This window comes from Streptococcus sp. 343_SSPC (assembly GCF_001072385.1).
In the GTDB taxonomy this organism is placed as follows: domain Bacteria; phylum Bacillota; class Bacilli; order Lactobacillales; family Streptococcaceae; genus Streptococcus.
Genome location: NZ_JVKU01000026.1, coordinates 1 through 18147 on the forward strand (window position 1 = coordinate 1; position 18147 = coordinate 18147).

General features: G+C 41.9%; 16 protein-coding genes. 13 read left to right on the forward strand and 3 right to left on the reverse strand.

Annotation, left to right across the window (positions count from 1 at the left end):
• The first annotated feature begins 17 nt into the window (after positions 1 to 17).
• Together lacD and ADH27_RS07700 are read left to right on the forward strand one after the other, a co-directional pair.
• A complete protein-coding gene (lacD, locus tag ADH27_RS07695) occupies positions 18 to 998 on the forward strand; it encodes a tagatose-bisphosphate aldolase (protein ID WP_048717143.1) in 981 nt (326 codons plus the stop codon).
• A gap of 250 nt (positions 999 to 1248) precedes the next feature.
• The gene (locus ADH27_RS07700) at positions 1249 to 1887 is read left to right on the forward strand and encodes a GNAT family N-acetyltransferase (RefSeq protein WP_048717145.1); all 639 of its coding nucleotides are present in this window, start codon (positions 1249 to 1251) and stop codon (positions 1885 to 1887) included.
• A 64-nt stretch (positions 1888 to 1951) separates the two neighbouring features.
• On the opposite strand, the gene ADH27_RS07705 is transcribed toward ADH27_RS07700, so the two are convergent.
• The 3 genes from ADH27_RS07705 to ADH27_RS07715 all read right to left on the reverse strand — a co-directional run bounded on the left by ADH27_RS07705 (position 1952) and on the right by ADH27_RS07715 (position 5410).
• On the reverse strand, positions 1952 to 2236 hold the full coding sequence (locus ADH27_RS07705; protein ID WP_048717147.1) for a GIY-YIG nuclease family protein: 285 nt from the start codon (positions 2234 to 2236) through the stop codon (positions 1952 to 1954).
• Complete coding sequence (locus ADH27_RS07710; RefSeq protein WP_048689404.1) at positions 2226 to 2972, reverse strand: tRNA1(Val) (adenine(37)-N6)-methyltransferase; 747 nt, start codon at positions 2970 to 2972, stop codon at positions 2226 to 2228. Before ADH27_RS07710 ends, ADH27_RS07705 begins: the two co-directional genes overlap by 11 nt.
• Before the next feature lie 98 nt (positions 2973 to 3070).
• On the reverse strand, positions 3071 to 5410 hold the full coding sequence (locus ADH27_RS07715) for a cation-translocating P-type ATPase (RefSeq protein WP_048717149.1): 2340 nt from the start codon (positions 5408 to 5410) through the stop codon (positions 3071 to 3073).
• A 137-nt stretch (positions 5411 to 5547) separates the two neighbouring features.
• On the opposite strand from ADH27_RS07715, the gene ADH27_RS07720 reads away from it, so the two are divergent.
• From ADH27_RS07720 to argF, 11 genes are all read left to right on the forward strand, one after another.
• Positions 5548 to 6291 carry a lysophospholipid acyltransferase family protein gene (locus tag ADH27_RS07720; protein WP_048717150.1) on the forward strand — a complete coding sequence of 248 codons (744 nt, stop codon included), beginning with the start codon at positions 5548 to 5550 and terminating at the stop codon, positions 6289 to 6291.
• Between the two features lie 103 nt (positions 6292 to 6394).
• A complete protein-coding gene (locus ADH27_RS07725) occupies positions 6395 to 7078 on the forward strand; it encodes a helix-hairpin-helix domain-containing protein (RefSeq protein ID WP_048717153.1) in 684 nt (227 codons plus the stop codon).
• On the forward strand, positions 7062 to 9302 hold the full coding sequence (locus tag ADH27_RS07730) for a DNA internalization-related competence protein ComEC/Rec2 (protein ID WP_048717155.1): 2241 nt from the start codon (positions 7062 to 7064) through the stop codon (positions 9300 to 9302). Before ADH27_RS07725 ends, ADH27_RS07730 begins: the two co-directional genes overlap by 17 nt.
• A 62-nt stretch (positions 9303 to 9364) precedes the next feature.
• Positions 9365 to 10030 (forward strand): DUF805 domain-containing protein, encoded by a 666-nt coding sequence (locus ADH27_RS07735; protein WP_048717156.1) that lies wholly within the window; start codon positions 9365 to 9367, stop codon positions 10028 to 10030.
• A complete protein-coding gene (holA, locus tag ADH27_RS07740; RefSeq protein WP_048717157.1) occupies positions 10008 to 11045 on the forward strand; it encodes a DNA polymerase III subunit delta in 1038 nt (345 codons plus the stop codon). The genes ADH27_RS07735 and holA overlap by 23 nt, the downstream gene beginning before the upstream one ends.
• 71 nt (positions 11046 to 11116) lie before the next feature.
• Positions 11117 to 11722, forward strand: coding sequence for a superoxide dismutase SodA (gene sodA / locus ADH27_RS07745; protein ID WP_048689195.1), 606 nt, complete (start codon positions 11117 to 11119; stop codon positions 11720 to 11722).
• A gap of 254 nt (positions 11723 to 11976) precedes the next feature.
• Positions 11977 to 13449 (forward strand): helicase HerA-like domain-containing protein, encoded by a 1473-nt coding sequence (locus ADH27_RS07750; protein WP_048717158.1) that lies wholly within the window; start codon positions 11977 to 11979, stop codon positions 13447 to 13449.
• 142 nt (positions 13450 to 13591) lie between these two features.
• Positions 13592 to 14644, forward strand: a complete 1053-nt coding sequence (locus ADH27_RS07755; RefSeq protein ID WP_048717160.1) for a serine hydrolase — start codon at positions 13592 to 13594, stop codon at positions 14642 to 14644.
• A gap of 144 nt (positions 14645 to 14788) precedes the next feature.
• On the forward strand, positions 14789 to 15475 hold the full coding sequence (locus tag ADH27_RS07760) for a Crp/Fnr family transcriptional regulator (protein WP_048717161.1): 687 nt from the start codon (positions 14789 to 14791) through the stop codon (positions 15473 to 15475).
• A 266-nt stretch (positions 15476 to 15741) separates the two neighbouring features.
• Positions 15742 to 16971, forward strand: coding sequence for an arginine deiminase (gene arcA, locus ADH27_RS07765; protein ID WP_006596658.1), 1230 nt, complete (start codon positions 15742 to 15744; stop codon positions 16969 to 16971).
• A 95-nt stretch (positions 16972 to 17066) separates the two neighbouring features.
• Complete coding sequence (gene argF, locus ADH27_RS07770; protein ID WP_048689206.1) at positions 17067 to 18083, forward strand: ornithine carbamoyltransferase; 1017 nt, start codon at positions 17067 to 17069, stop codon at positions 18081 to 18083.
• Positions 18084 to 18147 lie beyond the last annotated feature (64 nt).

Sequence of the window (18147 nt, forward strand, 5' to 3'; positions counted from 1 at the left end):
TGTAAAAGAGGTATAAGATGGTATTAACAGAACAAAAACGCAACTATTTAGAAAAATTGAGCACCAAAGAGGGTGTGATCTCAGCCTTGGCCTTTGACCAACGTGGTGCCTTGAAACGCCTCATGGCTCAATATCAAGACACAGAACCAACAGTAGCTCAAATGGAAGAATTGAAGGTCTTGGTGGCTGAAGAATTGACACCATTCGCATCTTCTATGCTCTTGGACCCTGAGTATGGCCTTCCAGCGACTAAGGTCTTGGATGCAGAAGCAGGTCTCTTGTTGGCTTATGAAAAAACAGGCTACGACACTTCTAGCACCAAGCGTTTGCCAGACTGCCTCAACCTTTGGTCAGCTAAACGCATCAAAGAACAGGGTGCAGATGCAGTGAAATTCTTGCTCTACTATGATGTGGATAGTGCAGAAGAACTCAACCAAGAAAAACAAGCTTACATCGAACGCATCGGTTCAGAATGTGCTGCAGAAGAAATTCCATTCTTCCTTGAAATCTTGGCTTATGATGAAAAAATCGCGGATGCCGGATCTGTAGAATATGCGAAAGTAAAACCTCGCAAGGTCATCGAAGCTATGAAAGTCTTCTCAGACCCACGCTTTAACATCGATGTCTTGAAGGTAGAAGTTCCAGTCAATGTTAAATACGTTGAAGGTTTTGGCGATGGTGAAATCGTTCATAGCCGTGAAGAAGCGGCAGCCTTCTTTAAAGAACAAGAAGAAGCAACCAACCTTCCATACATCTACTTGAGTGCAGGTGTTTCTGCCAAACTCTTCCAAGAAACCCTTGTCTTTGCCCATGAAGCAGGCGCGAACTTCAATGGAGTCCTCTGTGGCCGAGCAACTTGGGCTGGATCTGTAGAAGCCTACATCAAGAATGGCGAAGCAGCAGCTCGTGAATGGCTCAGTACAGAAGGTCGTCGCAACATTGAAGAGCTCAACCAAGTCTTAGACCAAGTCGCAACTTCTTGGAAAGAGCGTATTTAATTCCTTAGTTCCTAACGTATCAAATAGTCTTTCTAGAAAAATCTAGAAGGACTATTTTTTTGTTTCTATGCAGGAGTAGTTCCGTCATTCATCAAAAATTGGTTCTCAGTGTTCATAAATCTGATTAAGCTTTCATTCACTATTCAAATGGCTTCTGATTTGTAAGAATTTATGTGATAATTTCACATTGCAATCGAAAAAAAGAGTATTTTACAGTATAATGGACTTATTAGAATGAAGGAGTTGGCGTATGGAAAGGATCGTATATAGAGAAGCAAGGCTAGATGAGTACAAGCTAATTGGAAAAGTCTGTTCTGATGCTTTTATGAATTATCCGTTTTTAACCGTCATTAAAGAAGATTTAAAAAAGCCTGAATACTTTCCGGCCTTTATTGAACTATTGCATACCTTGTTAGTCAAGCTCTACATCAAAGGGGAAACTTGCTTAGTTGCTGAACGAGATGGAGAAATTATAGCTGTAGGACTCTTGCAACAAAAAGATTTCTCGATGGTCTCTTATTTAGTAAATGGAATTTTCAAGTTATTCCGTTACATTAGCCCTTGGAAGTTGATGAAATATCTGGACCTGGTGGAGCGTTCGGAGCAACATTTGAAAAAATCTGGAAACTTCGACTGGTATTTGATGATGTTTGCTGTGAGCCCGACTGTTCAGGGACAAGGGGTTGGTAGTCATTTCCTCCAAAACGGGATTGAACCTTATGTCAAAGCCAAAGGTTGTAAGCGTCTAGGCTTGATTACCAGTACCCAGCAAAATGTCTTTTTCTATGAAAAAAATGAATTTGTCCTATTAGATTCTATGGTGCTAGACTATGGTAAACAAAGTGTTGGAAATTGGGCTTTTTTGAAGACCCTTGATGACGAATCCTAGATTGATTAAAAAAAGGAGCTCTTGGGGCTCCTTTTAGCATGCAAACAGATGATTGTTACACCATCTAGGTGTTTTTTTGTTCGGGATCTATCTTGGATTGTTGATGCTTGATATAGGTCAGTTTTTCCTCTCGGCTCTTCCGTTTAAAGAGTGCCTCGGCTGACATAGCAGCTCTTTTGTCGGGGAAAGACTCCTGGTAGATCAAAGTCACAGGAAGTCTGGGACGTGTATATTTGGCGCCTTTGCCAGCATTGTGGGTTTTGATACGGCGCTCGATATCGGTGGTGTAGCCAGTATAGAGGGTCCCATCCGCACACTGGACTACATACATATAAGCTTTAGTTTCCATAGTAAATCTCATGAATCTCCGGCGTATAGCTTCCATCTTCTTCATGGATGAACAGTGGAGGAAGAATTTTTAGACCATCCCGTGATCCATCTTTAATGGCTTCAATGAGAAGCATGTTGGCATCTTTATGGACCTTGGGATAGACAAATTGAATCCGTTTGGGAGCCAGATTGAAGCGTTTCATGGTTTCGATGATATCTAAAAAGCGATCCGGACGATGGACCATGACGAGTCGGCCATTGGACTTGAGAGTCCGTTGGGCCACTTGACAAATTTGGTCCAAATTGGTGGTGATCTCATGACGGGCTAGCAAATAATGAGGGCTCTCATTTAAATTGGAGTGCTCGTCTACTTTAAAGTAGGGAGGATTACAGAGAATAAGGTCGATTTTACTACCAGGGAAATGGTGGGGCAAATTTTTTAAATCATCGGTAATCATGGACATGCGGTCGGAGAGGCCATTCAATTGGATGGAACGCTCTGCCATGTCTGCTAGTCTTTCTTGTATCTCCACTCCAACGATGGTGGCTTTGGTGCGCGTGCTAGCAAAGAGTCCGACAGCACCATTGCCGGCACAAAGATCGACAATCAGACCACGGTTGGGCAACTTGGGAAAGCGTGACAAAAGGACACTATCAATGGAATAGCTAAAAACTTCTCTGTTTTGAATGATTTTCACATCACTGGAAAATAGTTGGTTGACGCGTTCGCCGTCTTTTAATTCGATATCGTTCATGGCTCTATTATAGCATGAAAAGAGGGCGGGGAAAAGCATAGAAAGGGATAAGAAAAAATAAGGACAGAACTTTCGTTCCATCCTTATCCAAGAGTTGTTTAATCAAATTCATATTTTTGATAAATGGTCGCCAAGATGAAGATTCCCGTAAAGAGAGCCATCAAGGCAAGGTAGACTGGGAAGGTCACAGCTGTCAATGTTCCGATTTCAATCAGACCTTTCAAGTAAAAGGCAGAAAGGTAGAAACCGCAGACAGAGAAGATGATTAAGAGACCTCGCCAGATATTGAGTGGCAAGCAAGCCCGAATAACGGACAAGAAGCCAATAGATCCTAACAAGTAGTAGGAAAGTGTAGACATATCCAGGCTAGACCAGCCATGATGAGCTCCCCATAAACGAACAAATAAGACGCTAAAGACAACCATCAAGGCATTTGGTAAGGCCAGATGCAAGGAGCGTTTGAGGAAGTGTTTTTCCACTGGCTTAATGTTTCGTTCAAAGGTCAAGACAAATGGTGGGAATCCTTCGACAAACTGATCAATCAGCGTAATCTGAATCGGAATAAATGGGAAAATCAACAAGTAGTTGATGTCAAAGAAAAGGGCACTTGCGATACAGATAATGGCCAGAATGAAGGAGTAGATCGTCTTAATAAAGAAGATAGGAGCAATTCGTCCAATGTTATTGACGACCCGACGACCTTCAAAGAGAATTTCTGGAACATCATTGAAGTCTGAGTTTAACAAGACGAGATTGGCAATTTGACGAGTTGCAGGATCGCCTTCGGCCATCACGATGGAGCAGTCAGCTTCTCGTAAGGCTAGGATATCATTGACCCCGTCCCCTGTCATGGCAGTGGTACGACCAGCAGCCTTGAGGGTTTGAATCAAAAGTTTCTTCTGATGAGGAGAAACCCGTCCAAAAATAGCTGTACTTTCAGCTAGGTCCACCAACTCATCGTCCTCAATCTTAGAACAGTCAATATAATTTTCATAGCTTTCAAAACCAGCTTCCTTAGCAATGTAAGAAACAGTGACTGGATTATCACCAGAGATGATTTTGAGATCTACATCTTGGGAGCGAAGATAATCCAAGGTTTCGGCAGCTCCTTCGCGGATTGGATCGAGGATTTCAATGACGGCGATTGCTTCTACATCACTTGGCAAAGTTAAATCATGCATATCGATGGCTTCCACACTGCGAGCTAAAATCAAGACCCGTGATCCATGGGCTTGGGCTTCCAATACCGCTGGAGGATTTTCTTTGAGGAGCATTTCTGGGGCCCCTAAATAAACGGTCCCCAAGTTGGTCAGGGTCATGGCCCCCCATTTTCGATCACTTGAAAATGGAATGATTGACTCGGCTGTATAAGCGTGTTCTAACTCGCCATATGCTTTGCGGATAGCTTGGGCAGTTGGGTTGTTATCCTCAGAATTTTGCATATAGGCAGCGAGAATAACTTCGATAGTTTCTTCAGAAAAGTGTTCAGACAGGGAGTGAATGCCTTTGACGGTCATTTTTCCTTGGGTGATGGTTCCTGTCTTATCCAAACAAAGAGTATCGACACGAGCCAAGGTTTCCACAGAGTACATTTCTTGGACCAAGACCTTGCGCATCCCTAACTTGATCACGGCTGTCAAGAGTGAGGTCACTGTCAGAAGGGCAATCCCTTTTGGCAACATGCCCAGGAGGGCAGTGGAAGAGGTAATTACAGAATCTTTCATTGGAAGCAGTTTAATCAAAAAGGCTTCACAGAAGAGGGCAATTCCAAATGGGATAATAATTTTTCCAGTAAAACTAGAGATTTTTGCGAGATTGTAGAGGATGCGGGAGTTGATGGGTTTGAGAGTTTTCGCCTCTACCATCAATTTATTAGCATAGTTGTTGGCCCCCACACGTTTGACACGAGCGTAGACCTGGCCACTCGCTAAGAAGCTACCGGATAGAAGTTCATCTCCCTCTTCCTTGAGAACCAAGTCACTTTCTCCCGTCAGCATGGCTTCGTTGGCTTCAGCAACTCCCTTTTGAACGATGGCATCACTCGGAATTTGGTCTCCAGCAGATAGCTTAATCAGGTCGCCAAGGACGATTTCTTCTGGATCAATGGTTTCTTCTTCTCCAGCTCGGATGACAGTGACGAGCTCCTTACTCATCAAGTTCAATTTATCAATCATCCGTTTAGCGCGGAGCTCTGTAGCAATTCCGGATAAGGCGTTAAAGCAGATGACTGCAAAAAAGACCAGATTGCTCCAGGCTTGTACCGCAACCAAAGCGAGGGCGATAACAAAGTTCAAAGCATTAAACAAGGTGAAGACATTGCGCTTGATGATTTGCCAGGTACTGGTACTGGTATTCGCTTTAAATTCGTTGGTTTGGCCACGCTGTATTTTTTTGCGGACCTCTTCATGGGTTAATCCCTTTAATTCATTCATTTCCATAAAAACATCATATCATTTTTTTAAGAAAAAGACTAGATGCAGTCGGTTTGTTGAGTCATCAAGTTTTTGAAAAGATTTGCGGGGAAGAGAAGGATACGGTATAATGGATAAACAAGAGAATTATCAAAGGAGAAAGCATGTTTTATACCTATTTACGTGGCTTAGTGACCTTTATTTTATGGGTTCTGAATGGAAATGCTCATTACCATCATAAGGAACTGATTCCGAGTCAAGAGGAAAATTACATTCTCGTAGCTCCTCATCGAACTTGGTGGGATCCTGTCTACATGGCCTTTGCGACCAAACCCAAGCAATTTATCTTTATGGCTAAGAAGGAACTCTTTACCAATCGGATTTTTGGATGGTGGATTCGCATGTGCGGGGCTTTCCCAATTGACCGCGAAAATCCAGGTGCAGCAGCGATTAAATACCCAGTGAATATGCTCAAAAAAAGCAAGCGTTCCTTGATTATGTTTCCAAGTGGAAGTCGTCATTCTCAGGATGTTAAGGGTGGAGTTGCCGTGATTGCCAAGATGGCCAAGGTACGTATTATGCCTGTCACTTATACGGGTCCAATGACTTTGAAAGGACTAGCGAGCTGTGAACGGGTTGACATGAATTTTGGGCAGCCTATTGATATCTCTGATATTGCAAAAATGAATGATGAGGGAGTGGAAGAAGTTGCAAGACGAATCCAGGCTGAGTTTGATCGCTTAGATGCAGAATCTCAGGTACTCCGCAATGACCGGAAACCTTTTATCCTCATCCGTTTGTTGAAATTTTTACTGTTGCCATTTGTCTTGGTTGTCGCTTTACTGACCCTCTTGTTTAGTTATATCGCTAGTTTTGTTTGGGATCCGGACAAGCATCGGAAAGACTAAGCAGTACTCTAGATAAAAAGAATGTCAAAAATCATGTGATTTTTGACATTCTTTTTTTTATTTCTTCGTTTTTTTACGAATAATAAAAATAAAAGGGGTATTTATGGAGACGTGGATTGAGAAGATTAAGGAATATAAACTGTTTTTAGGTTTGGCTACTGTGGGGCTAGTGATGGGAGGAATATTTCTCTTTTGGCCTAAGCAACCTCCACAAGCACCGGAAACTGTCATTTCACAGTTAGAAATGGTGGATCAGGAGGCTTCTCCTAAGGAAGACACCAGCCTCCCATCTAGCTCTCAACAGAGGGGTGAGGAAAAGACGGACTCCTCTCAAGAGAAAATCATGGTGGATGTGAAGGGAGCTGTCAGACAAGCAGGGGTCTACGAACTGCCAGTGGGGAGCCGGGTCTATGATGCTGTCCAAAAAGCAGGAGGGATGACAGACGAAGCCAACAGCCAATCCGTCAACTTAGCGCAAAAATTGGAGGATGAGTCCATCGTCTATGTTGCTAAGAATGGAGAGGAGGTAGAGCCTGTTGCGTCCGCATCTGCATCTGCTGGGACGACCGGTGGCGAAAAGCAGTCAAAAGATGGAAAGGTCAATCTCAATACGGCAACAGAAGCAGAACTACAGACGATTTCAGGGATAGGTCAAAAGCGAGCCCAAGATATCATTGCTTATCGAGAGGAAAAAGGGAAATTTCAGTCTGTTGATGAACTGAAAAATGTTTCTGGGATTGGTCAAAAGACGCTAGAAAAGTTAAAAGAGCATGTTACAGTGGATTAGAAGTCTCAACATTCATCCCTTTCATCTCACCCTGCCGGTCTTATCTCTCTATTATTGGATCTACACGGGACACTGGCTCGCTTCGTTCTTCCTTCTGGCCTTCTTCATCTTGTTTAGAAGACGCTACGATGGCAAACGATTTCTGTGCCTCATAGGGTTTCTTTCCCTCTTTACCCTTTGTTTTGCTTTCCGGATCGAACAGGGAAAACAAGAGTCAAGCGATCATAGGGTCCCAAGGGTCATTCAGCTTTTACCGGACACCATCAAGGTGAATGGAGATGCTTTATCCTTTCGTGCCAAGTCAGGTAGCCGTACTTTTCAGGTTTTCTACCAGCTTCAGTCAGAGGAAGAACAAGCTTATTTTAAACACCTGAATCAGGGGCTAGAATTACGGATCAAAGGGGAATTGGAAACACCGACAAAACAGCGTAATTTTATGGGCTTTGATTACCAGGCTTATCTGAAAACACAAGGGATTTATCACCTTTTGAAAATCAGTCACATTCTTGAAAAGAGACCTGCTGAGCCTAGAGATTTCATAGGGCTGCTGTCTAGTTGGAGGCGAAAGGCCCTTGTATGGGTTCACCAGCATTTTCCCCAACCCATGAGTCACTACATGACGGGCTTGCTTTTTGGTTTTTTAGATGTGGAGTTTGAAGAAATGAGCCAGCTGTATTCGAACTTGGGGATTATCCATCTGTTTGCCTTGTCGGGCATGCAGGTTGCCTTCTTCTTAGATGTCTTTCGGCGCTTCTTTCTCCGCTTGGGATTGGAGCAGGAAAAGGTTGCCTACCTCCTCTATCCATTTTCGCTTCTTTATGCTGGGATGACAGGCTTTTCGGTTTCGGTCGTTCGAAGCCTCTTACAGAAACTCCTAGCCCAGGCTGGGCTCAAAGGAATGGAAAATATGGGGGTCACTCTCCTCTTATTAGTCCTTCTTTTACCATCCTCCTTGTTGACTGCTGGAGGTCTCTTATCCTGTGCCTACGCCTTTATATTGACGCTAACCTCTTCCGAAGAGGAGAAGGAGGGAATCCGAAAAGTCATCAAGGAGAGTCTAGTGTTAACACTAGGGGTTCTTCCTTTTCTCATTTTTTTCTTTGGAGAATACCAACCCTGGTCCCTTCCTCTAACCTTTATTTTTTCTCTCTTATTTGACCTTCTGTTGTTGCCAGGACTGAGTGTCGTCTTTCTCCTTTCTTTTCTTTATCCCTTGACCTTCTGGAATCCTTTCTTCGTCTGGATGGAAAAAAGTATGGAGTATCTAGCAAGCTTCACTAGTCAATCCTTGGTTTTTGGACAGCCAAGCATTTACTATTTTATATTACTATTGTGCTTGCTAGCTTGTCTCTATGAGATGCGAAAGGTTAAGAAGTGGCGATACCTGTTTTTAGTCTTAGTATGCTCAGTGTTTGCCATCGTGAAGCATCCTTTAGAAAATGAGATTACCATCATTGATATTGGTCAAGGTGATAGTATTTTGTTGCGTGATTGGCGAGGGAAAACCATCTTAATTGATACAGGAGGAAAAGTGGACTTTGGCCAAAAGGAGGAATGGAAGAAGCGGAGGTCTACTAGCAATGCAGAACGGACCTTGATTCCCTATCTCAAGAGTAGGGGGATTGACCGGATTGACCATATGATTCTCACGCATACTGACACAGATCATATGGGAGATTTGGAAGTACTTGCGGCTAAGGTTAGCATTCAGGAAATCAACATTTCCAAGGGAAGCTTAAAAAAAGACTCTTTTGTCCGTTTGCTCAAACGGTTAAACCTACCTGTAAAAACACTAGAGGCTGGGGATCAATTGTCGATCTTTGATGGGAGTGCAGAAGTTCTCTATCCGGTAGAGGTAGGAGATGGGAGTAATAACGATTCTCTTGTCCTCTATGGCCGGTTTTATGGTTGGACCTTCCTTTTTACAGGAGATTTAGAAGAAGAGGGGGAAAAGACCTTGTTAGCTCGCTATCCTCAACTGCGCGTGGATGTATTAAAAGCAGGACACCATGGTTCTAAGGGCTCTTCTCACCCAGCCTTCTTAAAGCAAATCCAAGCAAAAATTGCCTTGATATCTGCGGGAGAAAAAAATCGTTACCAGCATCCTCACCGGGAAACCTTGGAACGTTTTAAAGAGTTGCAGATGACTGTTTTTCGTACAGATCAGCAAGGAGCGATTCGTTTTAGAGGTTGGAATCAGTGGAAGATTGAAACCGTTCGATAAGAGCTGTTTGATTTCTAGCTTGAAAATTGCTATGATAAAGTCAAGGAAATGAGGTTACAAGTATGAAATCATTACAGTTGTTTTGGATGCAATATGCTGATTTTTCTAGAAGATCAGATAGAAAAGAATTTTGGATTAGCCAAGCCTGGCATTTACTATTTACCAGTCCATTTTGGATTTACCAATTGGTCTTACTCTTTTCAAATTCGAAATCAGAGGAAGACGTGATTCCCTTGACCGGGATGGACGTTTCAGCTTGGTTCAGCATCTTTTTTCTCCTTTATCTCTATCTTATTTTTGTTCCCCAGCAAGCAGTAGTCATTCGGCGATTGAGAGATGCAGGTTTTCATTGGTCGTTGATTTTCCTATTTCTAGGCCCTATCTTGCTCTACCTTTTATCTCCTATTTCCATTTTTCTAGTCTTAGCTCTTGCAGGCTTGTTCTCCTTGGCTTGTCTCCTGGTCCTTCCAAGTGCTAGACTTGCACAACCGGATCAGAATTCTTCTCAAGGATTTGCTTCGACAAATCCAGTGGTCTCATTGCCAAGTATGCCTTTCTATTTGGTGGATCCCAATAGTTTTTCAGCTATTCCCCAGATTGTTTCGGCTCCACCAACACCACTAGAGAAAGCACCGCTTGAAAAGAAAATGGAATCGGAACAGACCCAGCATCAGTTTAGAGAGTGGAATGAGGTACCTTCAGAACATGCAGGCTTTACAAACAATTAAAAAAATCAGTGCCGAGAACCTTCCTCCAATCCTGGTTCTATCAGGGGATGACATCGGTCAGTTTGAGTGGATGAAAGAGCAACTTTTAAAGAAAGTTGGCTACGATTCATCTGATTTGAACTATTCCTATTTTGACATGAAGGAAACAGCTTATTCAGAAGTTGAGCTTGACTTGGTCAGCCTTCCATTTTTTGCGGATGAAAAAATAGTGATTTTGGATCATTTTGTCGATGTGACGACCGCAAAAAAAAGATACCTGACAGATGATGAATTGCAGTCTTTTGAAGGATACTTATCGGCACCTTTAGAAACGACTCGCTTGATTGTCATTGCGGAAGGAAAACTGGATAGCAAGCGAAGAATTGTCAAGCTCTTAAAAAGGGATGCCCAGTTGCTGGAAGCGACTGAATTAAAAGAGCAGGAGTTGCGTGCCCATTTCACGGAAGAGATCAAGTCTTTAGGGCTAGCGATTGATTCACAAGCCTTCGACCAACTTTTGATTAAATCTGGCTTTGATTTTAGTGAGATTCAGAAAAACTTGGAGTTTCTTAAAACCTACAAGGGAGCTTCAAGCATCACTATCACAGATATAGAAGAGGCTATTCCAAAGACACTCCAGGATAATCTGTTTGATCTGATCCAGATGATTCTAAAGAAACAAATTGATTCAGCCCGCAGTTTGGTCAAGGACCTTCGGCTGCAAGGAGAGGATGAAATCAAGCTTTTGGCCATTTTATTGAGTCAGTTCCGTATTTACACACAGGTCAAGCTGTTGAAGCAAGAGGGACGAACAGAATCCCAAATCGTTTCAGACCTATCAGAGCTGACCGGTCGAAAAGTAAATCCCTATCAAGTCAAATTTGCTCTAAGAGATAGTAGAGGGATATCTTTAAGCTATTTGGAGCAGGCGATTTGTCTTTTGATTGATACCGACTTCCAAATGAAATCGGGAACCTATGAGAAAGATTATCTATTTGATTTGGCTTTGCTAAAGTTGGCCAACCCATCTGTGTAAGCAGAATAGTTGAATAAATTAGATGATTGCGTTATCATTTTTATATACATAAAGAAATAGAGGTATTTTCCATGGCAATTATTTTACCAGATCTTCCGTACGCATACGATGCATTGGAACCATACATTGATGCTGAAACAATGCACTTGCACCATGATAAACACCATCAAACTTACGTAAACAATGCAAATGCAGCTCTTGAAAAACACCCTGAAATTGGTGAAGACCTTGAAGCTTTGTTGGCAGATGTAGAATCGATCCCAGCTGATATCCGCCAAGCGCTTATCAACAACGGTGGTGGACACTTGAACCACGCTCTTTTCTGGGAATTGATGACTCCTGAAAAGACAGCTCCTTCAGCAGAACTTGCAGCAGCAATCGATGAAGCCTTCGGTTCATTCGAAGAATTCCAAGCAGCTTTCACTGCAGCAGCAACCACTCGTTTCGGTTCTGGATGGGCATGGTTGGTTGTGAACAAAGAAGGGAAGCTTGAAGTGACTTCAACAGCTAACCAAGACACACCAATCTCAGAAGGGAAGAAACCAATCTTGGGCTTGGACGTTTGGGAACATGCCTACTATGTGAAATACCGCAACGTTCGTCCTGACTACATCAAAGCTTTCTTCTCAGTGATTAACTGGAACAAAGTAGACGAGCTTTATGCAGCAGCTAAATAAGCTTTCATAATAAAAAAAGTTTGAATCAAGAGGTCACTTAAAGGAGCCCCTCGATTCAGGCTTTTTATTTTTAGAATTACTCAAAGTAGAGTAAAATGATTCTCCTGTTTTGGGAGGGATATTTCTTGCGTTTATACCTGAAAATGATACACTAGAAGAGTATGTGAAAGTGAGGAGAAAGGCTTCCTACATAAGAAAGAAGCCGTGTCACTTTTTCTGAAAAAAACTGTACCTCAACAAAAGGGAGAATGAAAATGATAAGTATTACGATTACAAAAGGAGCAGTGGATACGCCACTTTATCTAAAAATGCTCAACCGCCACGGGTTAATTGCAGGGGCTACTGGTACAGGGAAAACCGTGACCCTAAAAGTCATAACTGAAAAATTAAGTCAGCAAGGGATTCCGGTGTTTCTAGCGGATATCAAGGGAGATCTTTCAGGTCTTGCCAAAGCAGGACAATGGACGCCAAAGATGGAAGAACGCTATAAACTACTTGGTATTACAGATCCTTTTGAACCGCAAGCTTTTCCAGTTCGCTTATGGGATGTCTTTGGTCAAGCAGGACATCCGGTCCGTGCAACGATTGAAGGAATGGGCTCTCTTTTGCTAGCGCGCTTGTTGGACCTCAATGAAACACAAACAGGGATTTTGGCCATCGTCTTTAAATTAGCTAAAGAAAAAAATTGGCCTTTGATTGATCTGAAGGATTTACAGAGTCTTTTGAAGGAAGTCTATGACCATGCTTCAGACTATTCCGCTCAATATGGCAATATCAGTAAACAATCAGTGGGAGCTATTCAACGAAGCTTGTTAGTGCTAGAGCAAGAGGGGGCAGATCAATTCTTCGGAGAGCCAGCCTTGGACCTTCAAGATTTTATGCAATTGGACAGCAGTGGACGAGGATACATCAACATTCTATCAGCGACTCGTCTTTTCAACTCCCCTAAGCTCTATTCAACCTTCCTGATCTGGATGTTGTCTCGTCTGTTCGAGACCTTACCAGAAGTTGGAGATCTAGAAAAACCGAAATTTGTCTTTTTCTTTGATGAAGCCCACCTCTTGTTTAATGATGCGAGCAAGCTCTTCCTTGAAAAAGTTGAGCAAGTCGTTCGCCTCATCCGGTCTAAAGGAGTGGGGATCTACTTTATTACACAGAATCCTCAAGATCTCCCTGAGTCTGTATTGGCCCAGCTTGGGAATCGTGTTCAACATGCCTTGCGTGCCTATACGCCAAAAGAAATGAAAGCTATTAAAGTTGCTGCTCAAAGCTTCCGACCAAACCCAGAATTTGATACGGAAACTGTCTTGACGGAGTTGGGAACAGGGGAAGCTCTCGTTTCCTTCCTAAATGAAAAGGGGCAACCAAGTGTGGTGGAACGCTCCTATATTTTGTCTCCACAATCGAGTTTTGATTTGTTAAACGAGAGTGAACAGTTGGCCTTGATTACCAGCTCTCCTTTCCATCAAAAATATGCTGTTCGAGTAGACAACGAATCAGCTTATGAAAAGTTGACTGAAAAGTCTGCTAGAGAAGAGAAGGAAAAGGAGCGGGAAGAGGAAGAAAAGGCCAGAGTTGCAGAAGAGAAGGCCAGTCAAAAACGGAGTCCGGGCCGTCCACGAAAATCTAGTATAGAAAAGGCCAAAGATTCCTTTATCAGTTCCTTGTTCCGTACCATTGCGCGTGAAGTTGCTAAATTGATTATGGGATCCTTTAAGCGCAAATAAGACAGTCAAAAGGGGACGGATTCATAGGAACAGGAGGAAGGATTCAGTCGGGATTGCTAAAAAAGTTTCTTCCAGAAGAAATCGTTTTCTGATCCAGAAATACCTTGTTATTTTAAAGAGAATCTTTTATAATTAACTTCATATGAAAAAAATATTTAATGTTCGATCGATCATGATTGTATTGGGAATTTTACTATGTATAGGAGGAGTTGGAGCATTAAGTTACCTTCATCTTCATCAGGCTCCAGCTTCGCCTCTTGCTCAAGAGGGAACGACGGCTCAACCAGTTGAGTCCAAGCAAGAGAAGCAGCCTCCCCAACCTCCTCGTGTCAAAACTCCTGAGGAGAAACAAGCCGTCATGGATCAAGATCGTGAAACCATGGAAAATTTGGGTCTTGTCTATGATTATGCCAATAAAGGCTTGGTAGAAGTTGTACAAGACTATATGGCTGAGTATGGTATTGATCCTTCCCAAATTACCTTTACCTATAAAAATCCTGCGACAGGTCAACAATTTTCTATGAATGAGTTACAGCCAATGACAGCGGGAAGTACTTATAAACTGCCCCTAAATATGTTAGTCGTGGATGAAGTCGATGCAGGGAAATTAAACTTAACGGATGAATTTGATATTACCAATACTTACTACGAGTACCTTGGAGAGCATGATAATTATGTAGCTGCCTTTGGTGGAGCTATGACGATTCCAGATATGCAACGTTATTCTCTTGTCTATTCAGAAAATACGCCGGCATATGCCTTGGCCGACCGCTTTGGTGGCATGGACAATGTCTATGAGAAGTATAAAAAATATGGAAAATCCCGTGCAGAAATAAAAACCATTAGTCCTGAAAACAAAACGACATCTGATTACTATATTCAAGTCTTGGACTATCTTTGGAACCACAAAGAAAAGTATGGGACCTTGCTAGAATTAATCGGAGAGTCCTTTCCAAATGAATACTACAAACGGTATTTACCAGATTTAGTCATTCAGCAAAAACCTGGTTATGTAGCGGAAGCCCTGAATGTCGAAGCTATTGTTTACGAACAAACTCCTTATCTTATCTCAATTTTTACAGCTGGTCTAGGGGGGACAACCCCAGAAAGTACGGAGATCAGTGGTTACGGTCTTCATTTACTTGGTCAACTCTGCTATGTGATCAATGAATGGCACCGTGTAAATGTCAATTAAGGAATTAGAACCTTTCCCAAGATAGTTTTGGGAAGGTTTTTTCTATGCAAAAATATGGTTTAATGGTTAAAATCTTGGTGACATTCTTTGAGGTCAGTGAATAAATATGATATAATAACTAAAGAACCTAAAGAAAGAATAAAAATGATTACAAAAGAAGATTATCAGTTGATTCGATCCCATCCAGCTTTCTCTGAAATTCCAGTTGAAAAATTTGATAAATTAGCTGTAGAAATCCATTATAGAGAAATCCCAAAGGGACAAATCCTATTTTTTGCTGGTGATAAACGCGATCGGATCTTTTTAGTGGTGGAAGGCTATGTCCGGATTGAGGAGTTTGACTCTTCAGACACCTTCTCGTATATGGATTACATCAAAGAAGGAGCTGTTTTCCCATATGGTGGTATGTTTGCAGATTCAACTTATCACTATACAGCCACTTCCATGACAACGGTAAAATATTTCAGTATCCCTGTTCAGCTTTATGAAGAAATTGTTCAGTCCAGTATGGAACAAGTTCTCTTTATAACGAGAAAACTTTCAAAAATTCTGGAATTCCAGGAGTTGCGACTTCGCAATGTGGTGGCAGCTAGTGCCAGTGATCGTGTGATCCAATCCCTAGCTCTACTCTGTAAGGATTTTCAAAAGTATGGGCCAACTATTCCTTTTCCAATGAGTATGAAGGAGTTGGCTAGATTAGCTGCGACGACGAGAGAAACCGTCAATCAAGTGTTAAAGAAGCTCCTAGAAGAGGAGAGAATCGAGTACAAGCATAAGAAATTAACTTTTCTAGATCTTCCATTCTTTTTAGATAGTTTTGAAGAAGTCTAATAGGGCTTCTTTTATTTTCTGTCAAAAACGTTAAAAAGTTTCAAAAATCAAATAAAAAAATATTTACTCGCAAAAAGAATATATTTAGCAAAATATTCAAAGAAAGCGGTTCATTTTTCATAAAACAAGGGTAATATTTAAAAAAGTGTCAGATTATTGGCATTCGTAATGGAAGATTGACTGTGAAAGCGGTACCAATTGGTGATAAAATAAAACCTGTAAACGGGATTAGCTAAGCTAAACCGCAAGAAGAAGGAGGACTATAGATGTCTACACACCCAATTCATGTTTTCTCAGAAATTGGAAAACTGAAAAAAGTTTGTTTGCACCGTCCAGGTAAAGAGTTGGAAAACTTGATGCCTGACTATCTTGAACGTCTTCTTTTTGATGATATTCCTTTCTTGGAAGATGCTCAAAAAGAACACGACGCATTTGCTGAAGCACTTCGTAACGAAGGTATTGAAGTACTTTATCTTGAACAGTTAGCTGCTGAGTCATTGACTTCTCCAGAAATTCGCGATCAGTTCATCGAAGAATACCTTGAAGAAGCGAACATTCGTGGACGCCAAACAAAAATTGCGATCCGTGAATTGCTTCACAGCATTGAAGACAACCAAGAATTGGTTGAAAAAACAATGGCAGGGGTTCAAAAAGCTGAACTTCCAGAAATTCCTGAAGAAGCAAAAGGATTGACAGACCTTGTTGAATCTGACTATCCATTTGCTATCGACCCAATGCCAAACTTGTACTTCACACGTGACCCATTTGCGACAATTGGTAATGCAGTATCATTGAACCACATGTACGCAGATACACGTAACCGTGAAACTTTGTATGGTAAATACATCTTCAAATACCACCCAGTTTACGGTGGAAAAGTTGAACTTGTTTACAACCGCGAAGAAGATACTCGTATCGAAGGTGGAGATGAGTTGGTACTTTCTAAAGATGTATTGGCAGTTGGTATCTCACAACGTACTGATGCTGCATCAATCGAAAAATTGTTGGTAAACATCTTCAAGAAGAACGTTGGCTTCAAGAAAGTATTGGCCTTCGAATTTGCTAACAACCGTAAATTCATGCACTTGGATACAGTATTCACAATGGTGGACTACGATAAATTCACAATCCACCCAGAAATCCAAGGTAACCTTCGCGTCTTCTCTGTAACTTATGAAAACGAACAATTGAAGATCGTTGAAGAAAAAGGTGATTTGGCTGAATTGCTTGCTGAAAACCTTGGTGTAGAAAAAGTTACTTTGATTCCATGTGGAGATGGCAACATCGTTGCTGCTGCGCGTGAACAATGGAACGACGGATCAAATACTCTTACAATCGCACCTGGTGTGGTAGTTGTATACGACCGTAACACTGTTACCAACAAGAAATTAGAAGAATACGGACTTCGTTTGATCAAGATCCGCGGAAGTGAATTGGTTCGCGGTCGTGGTGGACCTCGTTGTATGTCAATGCCATTCGAACGTGAAGAAATCTAATCATCCTTCTACAGGTTAGACGGGCTCAGTGTCTAAACTGAGCCCTCTAAACTGATTGACAGGATCTTATCATGCATAATAAAAGGAGATAATTAATGACAACTTCAGTATTCCAAGGACGTAGCTTTTTAGCAGAAAAAGACTTTACACGTGCAGAGTTAGAATACCTTATCGGACTTTCAGCTCACTTGAAAGACCTTAAAAAACGCAACATTGAACACCGCTACCTAGCTGGTAAAAACATTGCGCTTTTGTTTGAAAAAACTTCAACTCGTACTCGTGCAGCCTTCACTACTGCAGCCATCGACCTTGGTGCTCACCCAGAATACCTTGGTGCAAACGACATCCAACTTGGTAAAAAAGAATCTACAGAAGATACTGCTAAAGTTCTTGGACGTATGTTTGACGGTATTGAATTCCGTGGTTTCAGCCAACGTATGGTTGAAGAATTGGCTGAATTCTCAGGTGTTCCAGTATGGAATGGTTTGACTGACGAATGGCACCCAACTCAAATGCTTGCAGACTACTTGACTGTTCAAGAAAACTTTGGACGCCTTGAAGGTTTGACACTTGTGTACTGTGGTGACGGACGTAACAACGTTGCAAACAGCCTTCTTGTAACAGGTGCTATCCTTGGTGTGAACGTACACATCTTCTCACCAAAAGAACTCTTCCCAGAACAAGAAATTGTTGAATTGGCAGAAGGATTCGCAAAAGAAAGTGGTGCACATATCTTGATCACTGAAGATGCTGACGAAGCTGTGAAAGGTGCAGATGTACTTTACACTGACGTTTGGGTATCTATGGGTGAAGAAGACAAATTTGCAGAACGCGTTGCCCTTTTGAAACCTTACCAAGTAAACATGGAATTGGTTAAGAAAGCTGATAACGAAGACTTGATCTTCTTGCACTGCTTGCCAGCTTTCCACGACACAAACACTGTTTATGGTAAAGATGTTGCTGAAAAATTCGGCGTAGAAGAAATGGAAGTTACTGACGAAGTGTTCCGTAGCAAATATGCTCGTCACTTTGACCAAGCTGAAAACCGTATGCACACAATCAAAGCGGTGATGGCAGCTACTCTTGGTAACTTGTACATTCCAAAAGTTTAAGACTTTATAACCGTATACCAACAGCTATAGGGGCTGGACTGCTAGCTTTAGTCCTGCCCCTATT